This is a genomic window from Achromobacter sp. 1011811831 (assembly GCF_059760905.1).
The window spans coordinates 1-15,156 of record NZ_JCBANG010000026.1; the positions used below are offsets into that span (position 1 = coordinate 1).

Sequence of the window (15,156 nt, forward strand, 5' to 3'; positions counted from 1 at the left end):
AATACAATACAAAAACAAAAAAAAAGAAAATATAAGATTTTTTTTTTTTTTTTTTAAAAGAAAAAGACGCAATACGAGTTCCCTTGTGGCGTCTGGGGGCCCGGGAGTTGTTTAAAAGAGACGGGGCCTGTCCGCCGGGCGGGGGGGCGGCACGCCCCCCCCCAGCCCGCAAAAAACCCCCGCCACATCCGCCGATGCCGCCCCGTCCGCGCCGGTTCGCGGCCAATAAACCCGAAGGATCCCCTCCCATGCGCATACCCGCCAAGAAACTGCTTCCCGCCCTGCTCGTCGTGGCCGTGGCCGGCGCCGGCTACCTGGGCTGGCGCCTGCTGGGCGACCACGGCCCCGGCGCAGGCTTCGTCAGCGGCAACGGCCGCATCGAAGCCACCGAGATCGATGTCGCCGCCAAACTGCCCGGCCGCGTGCAGGACGTGCTGGTCAAGGAAGGCGACTTCGTCGCCGCCGGCCAGCCGCTGGCGCGCATGCAGGTCGACACGCTGCAGGCCCAGCGCGCCGAGGCCGTGGCCCAGCAGCAGCGCGCGGTCAACGGCGTGGCCAGCGCCGCCGCCCAGACCGCGCAGCGCGAAAGCGACAAGCTGGCGGCGCAGGCCGTGGTGGCGCAGCGCGAGAGCGAGCTGGACGCCGCGCGCCGGCGCCTGGCGCGCTCCGAGACCCTGTCGCGCGAAGGCGCCTCGTCGATCCAGGAACTGGACGACGACCGCGCCCGCGTGCGCAGCGTCCAGGCCGCCGTGCATGCCGCGCGCGCCCAGGTGACGGCCGCCGCCGCCGCCATCGAGGCCGCGCGCGCCGCCCAGGTGGGCGCGCAATCAACGGTCGAAGCGGCACGGGCCACGGTCGCGCGCATCGATGCCGACCTGGCCGACAGCGAGCTGCGCGCGCCGCGCGCCGGCCGCGTGCAGTACCGCGTGGCGCAGCCGGGCGAAGTGCTGGGCGCGGGCGGCAAGGTGCTCAACATGGTCGACCTGGCCGACGTCTACATGACCTTCTTCCTGCCCGAGCAGGCCGCCGGCCGCGTGGCGCTGGGCCAGGACGTGCGCATCATCCTGGACGCCGCGCCGCAATACGTGATCCCGGCCGCCGTATCCTTCGTCGCCAGCACCGCCCAGTTCACGCCCAAGACGGTGGAAACCGCCAGCGAGCGGCAGAAGCTGATGTTCCGCGTGAAGGCCCAGATCAGTCCCGATCTGCTGCAAAAGCACCTGCAGCAGGTCAAGACCGGCCTGCCCGGCGTGGCCTGGATCAAGCTGGATGCCGGCGCGCAGTGGCCGGCTCAACTTGAAGTCCGGGTGCCCTGATGGCCACGCAACCCGGCGTCCCCTCCGCCGCGCCGCCCGTCGCGTCGCTGGCCGGCGTCAGCCTGCGCTACGGCGAGGTGCTGGCGCTGGACGACGTGACGCTGGACGTGCCGGCGGGCCGCATGGTGGGCCTGATTGGCCCGGACGGAGTGGGCAAGTCCAGCCTGCTGTCGCTGGTGGCCGGCGCGCGCGCCGCGCAGGACGGGTGCGTGACGGTGCTGGGCGGCGACATGGCCGACCGCCGCCACCGCGACGCCGTCTGCCCGCGCATCGCCTATATGCCGCAAGGCCTGGGCAAGAACCTCTATCCGACCCTGTCGGTGGAAGAGAACCTGCAATTCTTCGGCCGCCTGTTCGGCCATGACGCGGCCGAGCGGCGCCGCCGCATCGACAGCCTGACGCGCAGCACCGGCATGGCGGCCTTCCTGTCGCGCCCAGCCGGCAAGTTGTCCGGCGGCATGAAGCAGAAGCTGGGACTGTGCTGCGCGCTGATCCACGACCCGGACCTGCTGATCCTGGACGAACCGACCACCGGCGTGGACCCGCTGGCGCGCGCGCAGTTCTGGGACCTGATCAACGCCATCCGCGCCGAGCGCCCCGCCATGAGCGTGATCGTGGCCACGGCCTACATGGACGAGGCGCGGCGCTTCGACTGGCTGATCGCGCTGGACGACGGCCGCGTGCTGGCGCAGGACACGCCGGCGGGGCTGCAGGCGCGCGGCCACGCGGCGTCACTGGAAGAGGCCTTCATCGCGCTCTTGCCCGAGGAAAAGCGCCGCGGCCACGAGCCGGTGCGCATCGTGCCGCTGGCGCTGGACGAGGACGCCGAGATCGCCATCGAGGCGCGCGACCTGACCATGCGCTTCGGCGACTTCGTGGCCGTGGACCACGTCAACTTCCGCATCCGCAAGGGCGAGATCTTCGGCTTCCTGGGCTCGAACGGCTGCGGCAAGTCCACCACCATGAAGATGCTGACCGGCCTGCTGCCGGCCAGCGAGGGCCGCGCCTGGCTGTTCGGCCAGGAGGTCGACCCGAGGAACATCGACACGCGCCGCCGCGTCGGCTACATGTCGCAGGCCTTCTCGCTGTACGGCGAGCTGACGGTGGAACAGAACCTGGTGCTGCACGCCCGGCTGTTCCACGTGCCCGAGGCCGAGATCCCCGCGCGCGTGGACGAGATGGCCGCGCGCTTCAGCCTGGACGCGGTGCGCGGCTCGCTGCCCGAGAACCTGCCCATGGGCGTGCGCCAGCGCCTGTCGCTGGCCGTGGCCATGGTGCACAAGCCCGAGCTGCTGATCCTGGACGAGCCGACCTCGGGCGTGGACCCGGTGGCGCGCGACAACTTCTGGCGCCTGCTGATCGCGCTGGCGCGGCAGGACCAGGTCACGATCTTCATCTCCACGCACTTCATGAACGAGGCCGAGCGCTGCGACCGCATGTCGCTGATGCACGCGGGCCGCGTGCTGGTCAGCGCCTCGCCCGCCGAGATCACGCGCGAGCGCGGCGCGGCCACGCTGGAAGAGGCCTTCATCGCCTACCTGATCGACGCCGGCGCTGGCGCCAAGGCGGACGCGCCGGCCATCGAGGACGCTGCCCAACCCGCCGCTCCCGTCGCCCACCGCCGCTTCAGTCCGCAGCGCATGCTGAGCTATATGTGGCGCGAGGCGCTGGAACTGCGGCGCGACCCGGTGCGCGCCACGCTGGCGCTGGCCGGCTCGCTGCTGCTGATGTTCGTCATCGGCTTCGGCATCAGCCTGGACGTGGAAGACCTGCGCTACGCGGTGATGGACCGCGACCAGACCGGGCTGAGCCAGAACTACGCGCTGAACCTGTCCGGCTCGCGCTACTTCATCGAGCATGCTCCCGTGACGGACTACCGGGACATGGACGCGCGCATGCGCAGCGGCGAACTGTCGCTGGCCATCGAGATCCCGCAGGGCTTCGCCCGCGACGTGCAGCGCGGCAAGCCTGCGCAGATCGGCGTGTGGATCGACGGCGCCATGCCGCAGCGCGCCGAGACCATCCGTGGCTACGTGCTGGGCATGCACCAGGGCTGGCTGGCGCAGCAGGCGCGCGAGCGCCTGGGCGTCTCCACCGCGGCCGCCGTCGGCGTGGAGACGCGCTTTCGCTACAACCCCGACGTGCGCAGCCTGCCGGCGATGGTGCCGGCCGTGATTCCGCTGCTGCTGCTCATGATGCCCGCCATGCTGACCGCGCTGGCGGTGGTGCGGGAGAAAGAACTGGGTTCCATCATCAACCTGTACGTCACGCCGGTCACGCGGCTGGAATTCCTGCTGGGCAAGCAGGCGCCCTATGTGGCGCTGGCCATGCTGAACTTCCTGCTGATGGCGCTGCTGGCGGTGACGGTGTTCGGCGTGCCGGTCACGGGCAGCTTCGCCACGCTGCTGCTGGCGGCGCTGATCTACAACGTGGTGGCCACCGCCATCGGCCTGCTGGCCTCGACCTTCACGCGCAGCCAGATCGCGGCGCTGTTCTTCACCATGATCGGCACGCTGGTGCCGGCGGTGCAGTTCGCCGGCCTGCTCACGCCGGTCGCCTCGCTGGAAGGCATGGGCAAGCTGATCGGCCAGGTCTACCCGGCCACGCACATGCTCACCATCAGCCGAGGCGTCTTCAGCAAGGCGCTGGACCTGTCCAGCCTGCAGTCCTCGTTCTGGCCGCTGCTGGCGGCCATACCGGTGGCGCTGGGCGCGTCGGCGCTGCTGCTGCGCAAACAGGAGCGCTGAGATGCGGCACTGGTCCAATATCTGGCGGCTGGGCGTGAAGGAACTGTGGAGCCTGGCGCGCGACCCGATGATGCTGATCCTGATCACGGTGTCGTTCACGCTGATGATCTACACGGCCGCCACGGCCGTGCCCGAATCGCTGCACAACGCCGCCATCGCCGTGGTCGACGAGGACGGTTCACCGCTGTCGGCGCGCATCGTCTCGGCCTTCTACCCGCCGCACTTCACGCGCCCGGCGATGGTGACGCCGGCGCAGGCCGACGCCGGCATGGACGCCGGCCGCTACACCTTCGCGCTGAACATCCCGCCCGACTTCCAGCGCGACGTGCTGGCCGGCCGGCCGGCGCAGATCCAGCTCAATGTGGACGCCACCCGCATGAGCCAGGCCTTCACCGGCAGCAACTACATCCAGCAGATCGTCGCCGACGAGATCAACGAGTTCGCGCGCCGCTACCGCGCCAGCGCCGAACCGCCGGTGGGACTGGCGGTGCGCATGCGCTTCAATCCCAACCTGACCCAGGCCTGGTTCGGCGCGCTGATGGAGATCATCAACAACGTCACCATGCTGTCCATCATCCTGACCGGCGCCGCGCTGATCCGCGAGCGCGAGCACGGCACCATCGAGCACCTGCTTGTCATGCCCGTGACACCGACGGAGATCATGGTCGCCAAAGTGTGGTCGATGGGGCTGGTCGTACTGGCGTCGGCCGCGCTATCGTTGACGTTCATCGTGCGCGGGCTGCTGCAAGTGCCGATAGAAGGGTCCGTCGCCCTGTTCCTGGCCGGCGCGGCCCTGCACCTGTTCGCCACCACCTCGATGGGCATCTTCATGGCCACGCTGGCGCGCAGCATGCCGCAATTCGGCATGTTGCTGGTGCTGGTGCTGCTGCCCTTGCAGATGCTGTCGGGCGGCACCACGCCGCGCGAGAGCATGCCCCAGTTCGTGCAGGACATCATGCTGGCCGCGCCCACCACGCATTTCGTAGAGCTAGGCCAGGCCATTCTCTACCGAGGCGCGGGAATCGACGTCGTCTGGAAGCCCTTCCTCGCCCTGGCCCTGATCGGCACCGCGCTGTTCATGTTTTCGCTGGCCCGCTTTCGCAAGACCCTCAGCCAGATGGCTTGAGGCCAAGTATTCGTTGCCCCTTACCACGACACTTTAAAAGGACGGATGATGAAGAAGACTACAGCCTCCACGCCCCAGGGTCTGTTCGGCGCCAACGCCGCGTGCTGCCAACGGCTCGCCCTGCTGGCCCAGCAAAGCCAGCAGCGCTGGCTGGCGCTGGGACAACGCCTGTACGGCGGCACCGCCTCCGAGTACCTGTCCACCCTGGCCCCGCTCAAGGCCTCCGGCAACTGGCAGGAAATCGCGCCGGCGCTGGGCGAGGTCACCCGCAAGCAATGGCAGGCCCAGCTGGAAGCCAGCCAGGCCCTCACCCACGCCGCGCTCGAGGAACAGGCCGCGCTGGCGGCCGGCTGGAGCGAGGCCATGAGCGGTTGGCTGCATGACGCCGCCGGCGCCGCCACCGGCCTGGCCGCCACGCCCGTGACGCAGTTCTGGTCCAACATGTCCGACCAGGTCGCCAGCGCCTGCGCCGCCATGCGCGAAGCCACGCAGGCGGGAGCCCGCCATGGCCAATGACGCTTCCCGCCAAGCACGCACCGCGCTGGTGACCGGCGGCACAGGCTGCCTGGGCCGCGCCATCGCCATCGCGCTGCATGATGCCGGCCACCAGGTCCTGGTGACGTATCACAGCAGCGCGGCCGCCGCCCGCGCCTGGCAGGACGAGCAGGCCGGGCTGGGCCGCGACTTCACGCTGTATCAGGTCGACGTGGCCGACAACGCAGCGTGCCAGGCGCTGGTCCGCCAGCTGGAGCAGGACGGACGGCAGGTCGACATCCTGGTCAACAACGCCGGCATCACGCGCGACGCCAGCCTGCGCAAGATGAGCTACGACAACTGGAACGAGGTGATGCGCAGCAACCTGGACTCGATGTTCAACATGACCCAGCCGCTGTGCGGGGCCATGGCGGACAGGGGCTGGGGACGCATCGTCAACATCTCGTCGGTCAACGGCAGCAAGGGCGCGTTCGGCCAGGCCAACTACGCGGCGTCCAAGGCCGGCATCCACGGCTTCACCAAGTCGCTGGCGCTGGAGCTGGCCAGGAAGGGCGTGACGGTGAACACCATCTCGCCCGGCTACCTGGCCACCAGCATGGTCAAGGCCGTGCCGGAAGAGGTGCTGAAGGAGAAGATCCTGCCGCAGATCCCGCTGGGCCGGCTGGGCGAGCCGGACGAGGTGGCGGCGCTGGTGGCCTTCGTCTGCAGCGACGCGGCCGCGTTCATGACGGGCAGCAACATCGCCATGAACGGCGGTCAGCACATGTATTGAGCGCCGCCTGCCCGCCCGCGCCTCAGGGCCCGGGCGGGCCCAGTTCCTCGACCAGGAAATCGATGAAGGCGCGCACCTTGGCCACCATGTGGCGGCGCGACGGATACACCACGTAGATGTCGGTCTGCACCGGCCGCCAGTCGTCCAGCACGGCGCGCAACGCGCCGCTCGCCAGATCGTCCTGCACATACACGCGCGGCACCAGGCTCAGGCCGAAGCCGGCGCGCAGGGCATCGCGCACCGCCAGGCTGGAGCCGACCTTGTAGCGCCCCCGCACCGGCACGCGCTGGGTCTGCCCCGTGCGCTGGAAGGTCCATTCGTCGGCATGCCCGGACAGCGTGAACTGCACGCACTCATGGCCGCGCAGGTCGGCCGGCGACGCCGGTTCGCCATGACGCGCCAGATAGGCCGGCGCGGCGCACAGCACGTGCTCCAGGGTCATCAGCCGGCGCGCCACCAGGCTGGAATCCTCCAGCCGGTCCGTGCCGCGTATCGCCAGGTCGTAGCCTTCCTTGACGATGTCCACGCGCCGGTCCTCCAGGTTCAGGTCCAGCGACAGGTCCGGATGGCGCGCCAGGAAGGCGGGAATCGCGGCCGACAGGCGCGTCAGCGTGAAGGACATGGGCGCGCTGACGCGCAGCGTGCCCGTGGGCGCGGATTGCAGCGGCCCGAGCGACTGCTCGGCCTCGCGCAGCTCGTCCAGGATGCGCGCGACCTGCTCGTAGTAGCGCGTGCCCGCCTCGGTCAGGCTCATGCGCCGCGTGGTGCGGTTCAGCAGGCGCGCCGCGACGTGGGCCTCGAGTTCGGCGATGTTCTTGCTGACGGCGGCGGGCGACAGGCCGAGCTGCCGCGACGCGGCGGCGAAGCCGCCCTGCTCCACCACTTGCCGGAAAACCCGCAGCGCGGTCAGATGGCCCACGGATTATTTACCTTTGGTGAACGATATCGCGATCATAATGGCCATTATCACGAAGCAGGAATTCAATTAGCCTTCCGGTCATGACGCCAAGGCGCCGCATGCACGGTCCTGGATCTCCCCGAAACCCTCAACGGACACCGGCCCAGGCCGCTGCCAGGACATGACCACGAATCGCAGTTCCGACCTCCTGCTCACCGCCGCCGCGCCGGCCATCTGGGGCAGCACCTACGTGGTGACCACGCTGATGTTGCCGCCCGGCATTCCCCTGACCGTGGCCATGCTGCGCGCGCTGCCCGCCGGCCTGCTGTTGCTGCTGTTCGTGCGCCAGCTGCCGCAGGGCGTCTGGTGGCCGCGCGTGTTCCTGCTGGGCGCGCTGAATTTCTCGGTGTTCTGGGCCATGCTGTTCGTGGCCGCCTACCGCCTGCCCGGCGGCGTGGCGGCGACGCTGGGCGCGATCCAGCCGCTGCTGGTGATCGCGCTGGCGCGGCTGCTGCTGGGCGCGCCGGTGCGCGGCCTGGCGGTGCTGGCCGCGGCCGCCGGCCTGGGCGGCGTGGCGCTGCTGGTGCTCACGCCCAAGGCGGCGCTGGACCCGGTCGGCGTGGCCGCCGGCCTGGCCAGCGCCGCGTCCATGGCGCTGGGCACGGTGCTCAGCCGCCGCTGGCAGCCGCCCGTGTCGGCGCTGACCTTCACGTCCTGGCAATTGACGGCCGGCGGCATCCTGCTGGCGCCGGTCGCCTTGCTGGCCGAGCCCGCGCTGCCCGCGTTCAGCCTGCTGAACGTGGCCGGCATCGCCTACCTGGGGCTGATCGGCGCCGCGCTCACCTATGTGCTGTGGTTCCGAGGCGTGGCGCGGCTGGAGCCGGCCGCCGTGTCCTCGCTGGGCTTTCTCAGTCCGGTGACGGCCGTGCTGCTGGGCTGGAGCGTGCTGGGCCAGGGCCTGAGCGCGGCCCAATTGGCCGGCATGGCGGTGGTGGTGGCCAGCGTCTGGCTGAGCCAGCGCGCCCAGCGCATGGCGCCCGCGCCGGCGGCCCGCCGCGCCCCGGGCTGACGGCGGCTGCGCATGTGTATGCATAGGTAAATACCGCGACCAACGCGGTGGAAACCGCGCACGGCGTGCGGCATGATCGGACTCCGACTCACTCATGGAGACTGCCGATGAGCAGCAAACCCACCATCATCCTGGTCCACGGTTTCTGGGGCGGCGCCGCTCATTGGAGCCGGGTGATCCTGGAACTGTCGCGCCTGGGCCACGCCGGCCTGCACGCCGTCGAGCTGCCGCTGACCTCGCTGGCGGACGACGCCGAACGGCTGCGCAAGATGATCGCCCAGCAGCCCGGCCCGGTGCTGCTGGCCGGCCATTCCTACGGCGGCGCCGTCATCACCGAGGCCGGCAACCAGCCCAACGTCACGGGTCTGGTCTACATCGCCGCCTTCGCGCCCGACGCCGGCGAAAGCGCGGGCGGCCTGACCCAGCAGCGCCTGCCCGCCGCCGCGCCCCACCTGGCGCCCGACAGCGACGGCTACCTGTGGCTGCGCGCCGACAAGTTCCACGAGAGCTTCTGCCAGGACCTGAGCGCCGAAGACGCGCTGGTCATGGCCGTGACGCAGAAGGCCCCGCTGGCCTCGGCCTTCGGCACCACGGTGACCCGGCCGGCCTGGCGCGACAAGCCCAGCTGGTACCAGATCTCCAGCCAGGACCGCATGATCACGCCCGAGAACCAGGCCTGGATGTCCGGCCGCCTGAACGCGCGCAAAGTCATCACGCTGGACGCCAGCCACGCCTCGCTCGCCTCGCGCGCGGCCGAAGTGGCCGCGCTGATCGACGAGGCGGCGCGCGCCTGAACAGCGGCGCAGTGGCGCAGGCGCCACGCATGCAGCGGCGCAGTGGGTCCCCCGGGACCGGCTGCGCCGTTTTTCCTGCGCTTCGTCCCCACTATGCGGATTGTGGAAAACAGGCCTTTACCCCTATGAAACCGGGCCTCGCGCGATACCCACCACCAAACTGATACGCTTTTTTTAGCTTTCTCTGAATCTGTACTGTTCAAGCCGGGAGATCTACTTTGACGGCGTAGCTTCAACACGCACCAGGAACGACCGTCATGGACAGCGACGCGCTATTGCTCGCCCGAATACAGTTCGGCTTCACCATCTCCTTTCACATCATCTTCCCTGCCATCACCATCGGGCTGGCCAGCTATCTGGCGGTGCTCGAGGGCCTGTGGCTGCGCACCCGCGCCACGGTGTACCGGGATCTCTATCACTTCTGGACCAAGATCTTCGCCGTCAACTTCGGCATGGGCGTGGTGTCCGGCCTGGTGATGGCCTATCAGTTCGGCACCAACTGGAGCTTCTTCTCCGACTTCGCCGGCAGCATCACCGGCCCGCTGCTGGCCTACGAGGTGCTGACCGCCTTCTTCCTGGAAGCGGGCTTCCTGGGCGTGATGCTGTTCGGCTGGTCGCGCGTCGGGCCCGGCCTGCATTTCTTTTCCACGGTGATGGTGGCGCTGGGCACGCTGGTGTCGGCCACCTGGATCCTGGCGTCCAACAGCTGGATGCAGACGCCGGCCGGCTACGAGATCATCAACGGCCAGGTCGTGCCCACGGACTGGCTGGCGGTGATCTTCAATCCGTCCTTCCCCTACCGCCTGGCGCACATGGGCATCGCCGCCTTCCTGGCCACGGCGCTGATGGTGGGCGCGTCCGGCGCCTGGCACCTGCTGCGCGGCGACCGCAGCCCGGCGGTGAAGAAGATGTTCGCGATGGCCATGGGCATGCTGCTGCTGGTCGCGCCGCTGCAGGCCGTGGTGGGCGACTTCCACGGACTGAACACGCTCAAGCACCAGCCCGCCAAGGTCGCCGCCATGGAAGGCCATTGGGAAAACGAGCCGGGCGCCGGCGTCCCGCTGACCCTGTTCGGCCTGCCCGACATGGAAAAGGAGGAAACCCGCTACGCGCTCAACATCCCGCGCCTGGGCAGCCTGATCCTCACCCACAGCCGGGACGGGCAGTTCCCCGGCCTGAAATCCTATCCGGCCGCGGACCGGCCCAACGTGCCGGTGGTGTTCTGGTCCTTCCGCATCATGGTCGGATTGGGTCTCCTGATGATCGCGCTGGCGATCTGGGCGCTGTGGACGCGCTGGCGCGGCCGGCTGTATGAATCGCGCGCGCTGCAACGCTTCGCGCTGTGGATGGGCCCCTCCGGACTGATCGCCATGCTGGCCGGCTGGTATGTCACCGAAGTGGGCCGCCAGCCCTGGGTGGTGTACGGCGTGATGCGCACGGCCGACGCGGCCACGCCGCACGGTCTGGGCGAACTGACGCTGACGCTGGCGCTGTTCGTGGTGGTGTACCTGCTGGTGTTCGGCGCCGGCGTGTCCTACATGCTGCGCCTGATCCGCATGGGTCCCACGCCCGCCCCCGGCCACGCCCCCCTGTCCGGTGGGCCCGGCGAACCGCGCCAGCCGTCGCGTCCCCTGTCCGCCGCCTCCACCGGCGCCGGCCTGCCGCCGCAAACCTCGCATTCGGGAGCCTGAGATGGGCATCGACCTCGCATTGATCTGGGCCGTGATCATCCTGTTCGGCATCATGATGTACGTCATCATGGACGGCTTCGACCTGGGCATCGGCATACTCTTCCCGCTGGTGTCCGACGCCGAAGAGCGCGACGTCATGGTCAACACCGTGGCGCCCGTGTGGGACGGCAACGAGACCTGGCTGGTACTGGGTGGCGCCGGCCTGATGGCCGCTTTTCCGCTGGCCTATTCCGTCATCCTGCACGCGCTGCACCTGCCGCTGGTGTTCATGCTGCTGGGCCTGATCTTCCGTGGCGTGGCCTTCGAGTTCCGCTTCAAGGCCGACGAGCGCCACCGCCCGCTGTGGGACCGCGCCTTCGTGCTGGGCTCGGTCTGCGCCACCTTCTTCCAGGGCGTGGCGCTGGGCGCCTACATCGAAGGCATCCCGGTCGTCGGCCGCGTCTACCAGGGTGGTCCCTGGGACTGGATCAGCCCCTTCTCGCTGTTCACCGGCGCGGGCCTGGTGGCCGCCTATGCGCTGCTGGGCTGCACCTGGCTGATCATGAAGACCGAGGGCGCGTTGCAACGCCGCATGTGCCGCGCCGCGAAGCCGCTGACGCTGGCGCTGCTGGCCGTGATCGCCGCGCTCAGCCTGTGGACGCCGCTGGCGCAGCCGCAGATCGCGCAGCGTTGGTTCAGCCTGCCCAATATGTTCTGGTTCCTGCCCGTGCCGCTGCTGGTGGCGGCGGCCGGCTTCGACCTGATCCGCCGCGTGCGGGGCGCGCCCGCCGCCGGCCCCTTCCTGCTGGCGCTGGGGCTGGTGTTCCTGGGCTACAGCGGCCTGGGCATCAGCATCTGGCCGGCCATCATTCCGCCGGACGTCTCGATCTGGACGGCGGCCGCGCCACCGCAGAGCCTGGGCTTCGCGCTGGTGGGCGCGCTGGCCATCATCCCGGTCATCCTGATGTACACGGCCTGGTCCTACTACGTGTTCCGCGGCAAGGTGCGCGCGGGCGAGGGGTATCACTGATGCCATCCCGATCCGACACCCGCGCCGCCCCGGCGCTCCCCTCCTGGCGCAGCCGGTTGCTGTGGCTGGCGCTGATCTGGGCCGGCAGCGTCGCCGCGCTGGGCGTGGCGGCCTGGTCCATGCGCCTGGTCATGCGCGCCATCGGCATGTCCCACTGATCCCAATCCCTCTCCTTGCAGGCCGCCCGCGCGGAACCGCCATGAAACGCTATGAGAAGTTGACCGAGGAAATCACCGGCTCGATCCTGTCGGGCCTGCTGCAGGCCGGCGACCGGCTGCCCTCGGTGCGCCAGACCAGCGCCAGCCGCGGCGTCAGCCCGTCGACGGTGTTCAAGGCCTACTATCTGCTGGAGGCGCGCGGCCTGATCCGCGCGCGCGACCGTTCCGGCTACTACGTGCTGCGCGCGCCGCAGGCCACGCTGCCGGAACTGGAGGCCGTCTCCAGCGCCGACGCCGGCCGCCATCCGGTGGACGTCAGCGACAAGGTGCTGCAGGTGCTCAACGCCACCCTGCGGCGCGACATGCTGCCCTTCGGCTCGGCCTTTCCCAATCCCTCGCTGCTGCCCTACGGCCGGCTGGCCAAGTTCATGGCGTCGACGGTGCAGAAGCTCGACCCCTGGGGCTCGATCGATGACCTCAGCCCCGGCGACGCCGCGCTGCGCCGCGCCATCGCGCTGCGCTACCTGGCCGACGGCCTGACGGTGCCGGTGGATGACATCATCATCACCAACGGCGCGCTGGACGCGCTCAACCTGTGCCTGAGCGCGGTGACGCGGCCGGGCGACGCGGTGATCGTGGAATCGCCGACCTTCTACGCGGCGCTGCAATCGCTGGAACGCAACCAGCTGCACGCCATCGAGGTAGCCACCCATCCGCGCGAGGGCATCGACCTGGACGCGCTGGCCCAGGCCATCGTGCGCCACAAGCCGCGCGCCTGCTGGCTGATGACCACTTTCCAGAACCCGCTGGGCAGCCTGATGCCCGACGCCAAGAAGGAAGCGCTGGTCAAGCTGCTGACGCGCCACGGCGTGGCGCTGATCGAGGACGACGTCTACGGCGAGCTCTATTTCGGCGACAAGCGCCCGCGCCCGGCCAAGGCCTTCGACCGCGAGGGCATCGTGATGCACTGTTCCTCGTTCTCGAAGACGCTGGCGCCGGGCTACCGGGTCGGCTGGGTGGCCGGCGGCCGCTACACGCGCCGCATCATGCGCAACAAGCTCACCACCAGCCTGGCCACCGCCGCGCCTACCCAGGCCGCCATCGCCGCCTACCTGGAGAAAGGCGGCTTCGACCGCCACCTGCGCCAGTTCCGCCAGCAGCTGGCCCTGCAACAGGGCGAGATGCTGCAGGCCGTGGCGCGGCATTTCCCCAAGGGCACCCGCGCCACGCGGCCGCAGGGCGGCTACTTCATCTGGGTCGAGCTGCCCGAGCGGATCGACACGCTGCAACTGCATCGCGCCGCGCTGGGCCACGGCATCAGCATCGCGCCCGGTCCGCTGTTCTCGGCCACCGGCGGCTTCGGCAACTTCCTGCGGCTGAACTACGGCCATCCGTGGAACGGCGGGCTGGAACAGGGCATGGCGACTTTGGGCAAGCTGATGGGCGGCTAGCCCGCTGCCGGGAGGCGCGCTGGCCCGGCGGCGCCGGCGCACTCAAAAATGAGTGTTATTCTTATTTGAATCCCCACTCTCCGTCGATCCCGCCTGCCCCGCGCCGCCTATGGAATCCTCCGCGCATCACCACGTCCAGCGGCTCTACGCGGAACATCACGACTGGCTGTTCGGCTGGCTGGCGCGACGCGTGGCCAACCGCGCCGACGCGGCCGATCTGGCCCAGGACACCTTCTGCCGCCTCCTCACCGCCCCCAGCCCCGCGCCCCTGGCCGAACCGCGCGCCTACCTGCTGACGCTGGCGCGCCGCCTGACCATAGACCTTTGGCGGACGCGGGATGTCGAGACCCGCTATCTGCAGGCGCTGGCCCATGACCCCGAGCCCGTCGCCGCCTCGCCCGAAACGCTATGCATGCTCAAGCAGGCCGTCGCCGAAATCGACCGCTTGCTGGACGGCCTGCCGGTGTCGGTGAAGCACGCGTTCCTGCTCAATCGCCTGGACGGCATGACGCAACCCGCCATCGCCCGCGCCCTGGGCCTGTCGCTGGCCACGGTGGAACGCTATTTGAAGCGGGCCTTCCTGCACTGCATCGCCGCCCGCCGCGAGCTCGGCGCATGAGCGGCCGCGGGGCGCGGCGCGTCGACGAAGCGACGGAACGCGCAGTCGAATGGATGCTGCGCCTGACGTCGGGGCGCGCCACCGACCAGGACCATCGCGCGTTCGAACAATGGCTGGCGAAGCATCCCGGGCATGCCCGCGCCTGGGCCGAGGTCGATGGACTCATGGCGCGGCCGCTGGCCCGGCTGCGCGACGCCGGGAGCACCGCGCCCGCGCTGACACAGGCAGCCCGGACCGCGCTGCTGCACCACGGCGCCAGGCGTCGCAAGCTGCTCAAGCTGGCCGTGCTGGCGCCGGGCGCCGCGCTGGGCGCGCTGGCGGTCGACCGGTACGTGCCGCTGTCCGGCCTGGGCGCGACCTACGCCACGCATACCGCAGAACGGCGCAGCTACGCGCTGGACGACGGCTCCGAGCTGACCCTGGACGCGCGCTCGGCGGCCGACGTGCGCTACGACACGAGGCAGCGCCTCATCGTCCTGCGCGAGGGCGGACTGCACGTGGCCGCCAGCGCCGACGCCCGACCGCTGCGGATACGCACCCGCCATGGCGATATCGAGGCCGGCGCCACGGGCCTGGTCGCCAGCCTGGCGGTGACCCTGTACGAGACCTACGCCACGGTCAGCGCCATCGAGCACGCGTTGACGCTGATGCCCGGGCATGGCCGGCCCCTTGCCCTGCCCGGACATGGCACGGCGGCATTCGATGACACGGCCGCCTGGCTGCGCGCCGACGATGCGCAGGCCAGCTGGCGGCACGGCATGCTCAGTGTCAAGGATGCCAGCCTGGCGGAAGTGGTGGCGCGCCTGCGCGCCTACCAGCCCGGCGTGATCCGTCTGTCGCCGGATGCCGCCAGGCTGCGCGTATTCGGCGTGTTCCCGCTCGATGACACGCGCCGGGCGCTGCACGCGCTGGAAGAGACGCTGCCGCTCAGGATCCGGCGCTATGGCTCCTGGCTCACGCTGGTGGACCTGGCATGAGGTTTTTTCGCCGCCGCTGAGGGTATCGAGACCG

The 15,156-nt window shown here is 69.8% G+C and carries 14 protein-coding genes; 13 read left to right on the forward strand and 1 reads right to left on the reverse strand.

The window, feature by feature from the left end:
* Window positions 1–248 precede the first annotated feature (248 nt).
* From AC6LJ9_RS12420 to phbB, 5 genes are read left to right on the forward strand one after another with little or no spacing between them, the layout of a single operon-like run.
* Window positions 249–1,316 (forward strand): HlyD family secretion protein, encoded by a 1,068-nt coding sequence (locus AC6LJ9_RS12420; protein WP_498147779.1) that lies wholly within the window; start codon window positions 249–251, stop codon window positions 1,314–1,316.
* Window positions 1,316–4,063 carry a ribosome-associated ATPase/putative transporter RbbA gene (gene rbbA, locus AC6LJ9_RS12425; RefSeq protein WP_498147780.1) on the forward strand — a complete coding sequence of 916 codons (2,748 nt, stop codon included), beginning with the start codon at window positions 1,316–1,318 and terminating at the stop codon, window positions 4,061–4,063. The genes AC6LJ9_RS12420 and rbbA overlap by 1 nt, the downstream gene beginning before the upstream one ends.
* Before the next feature lies 1 nt (window position 4,064).
* Complete coding sequence (locus AC6LJ9_RS12430; protein WP_103271149.1) at window positions 4,065–5,189, forward strand: ABC transporter permease; 1,125 nt, start codon at window positions 4,065–4,067, stop codon at window positions 5,187–5,189.
* Between the two features lie 48 nt (window positions 5,190–5,237).
* Window positions 5,238–5,705, forward strand: coding sequence for a hypothetical protein (locus tag AC6LJ9_RS12435; protein ID WP_498147781.1), 468 nt, complete (start codon window positions 5,238–5,240; stop codon window positions 5,703–5,705).
* Window positions 5,695–6,456: an acetoacetyl-CoA reductase gene (phbB, locus tag AC6LJ9_RS12440; protein WP_498147782.1), complete on the forward strand. Its 762-nt coding sequence runs from the start codon at window positions 5,695–5,697 to the stop codon at window positions 6,454–6,456. The genes AC6LJ9_RS12435 and phbB overlap by 11 nt, the downstream gene beginning before the upstream one ends.
* A 22-nt stretch (window positions 6,457–6,478) precedes the next feature.
* Here the strand turns inward: phbB and AC6LJ9_RS12445 are convergent, their stop codons facing one another.
* Complete coding sequence (locus AC6LJ9_RS12445) at window positions 6,479–7,375, reverse strand: LysR family transcriptional regulator (protein ID WP_498147783.1); 897 nt, start codon at window positions 7,373–7,375, stop codon at window positions 6,479–6,481.
* Between the two features lie 160 nt (window positions 7,376–7,535).
* On the opposite strand from AC6LJ9_RS12445, the gene AC6LJ9_RS12450 reads away from it, so the two are divergent.
* The 8 genes from AC6LJ9_RS12450 (at window position 7,536) to AC6LJ9_RS12485 (ending at window position 15,122) form a co-directional block, all read left to right on the forward strand.
* Window positions 7,536–8,423 (forward strand): EamA family transporter, encoded by an 888-nt coding sequence (locus AC6LJ9_RS12450; RefSeq protein WP_498147784.1) that lies wholly within the window; start codon window positions 7,536–7,538, stop codon window positions 8,421–8,423.
* 107 nt (window positions 8,424–8,530) lie between these two features.
* Complete coding sequence (locus AC6LJ9_RS12455; RefSeq protein ID WP_498147785.1) at window positions 8,531–9,217, forward strand: alpha/beta hydrolase; 687 nt, start codon at window positions 8,531–8,533, stop codon at window positions 9,215–9,217.
* A 257-nt stretch (window positions 9,218–9,474) separates the two neighbouring features.
* Complete coding sequence (locus AC6LJ9_RS12460) at window positions 9,475–10,908, forward strand: cytochrome ubiquinol oxidase subunit I (protein ID WP_498147786.1); 1,434 nt, start codon at window positions 9,475–9,477, stop codon at window positions 10,906–10,908.
* 1 nt (window position 10,909) lies between these two features.
* Window positions 10,910–11,917 carry a cytochrome d ubiquinol oxidase subunit II gene (cydB, locus tag AC6LJ9_RS12465; RefSeq protein WP_498147787.1) on the forward strand — a complete coding sequence of 336 codons (1,008 nt, stop codon included), beginning with the start codon at window positions 10,910–10,912 and terminating at the stop codon, window positions 11,915–11,917.
* Window positions 11,917–12,075 (forward strand): DUF2474 domain-containing protein, encoded by a 159-nt coding sequence (locus AC6LJ9_RS12470; RefSeq protein ID WP_498147788.1) that lies wholly within the window; start codon window positions 11,917–11,919, stop codon window positions 12,073–12,075. The genes cydB and AC6LJ9_RS12470 overlap by 1 nt, the downstream gene beginning before the upstream one ends.
* A 41-nt stretch (window positions 12,076–12,116) precedes the next feature.
* Window positions 12,117–13,526 (forward strand): aminotransferase-like domain-containing protein, encoded by a 1,410-nt coding sequence (locus AC6LJ9_RS12475; RefSeq protein ID WP_498147789.1) that lies wholly within the window; start codon window positions 12,117–12,119, stop codon window positions 13,524–13,526.
* Between the two features lie 109 nt (window positions 13,527–13,635).
* A complete protein-coding gene (locus AC6LJ9_RS12480; RefSeq protein ID WP_498147790.1) occupies window positions 13,636–14,145 on the forward strand; it encodes a sigma-70 family RNA polymerase sigma factor in 510 nt (169 codons plus the stop codon).
* Complete coding sequence (locus AC6LJ9_RS12485) at window positions 14,142–15,122, forward strand: DUF4880 domain-containing protein (RefSeq protein ID WP_498147791.1); 981 nt, start codon at window positions 14,142–14,144, stop codon at window positions 15,120–15,122. Before AC6LJ9_RS12480 ends, AC6LJ9_RS12485 begins: the two co-directional genes overlap by 4 nt.
* Window positions 15,123–15,156: the final 34 nt, after the last annotated feature.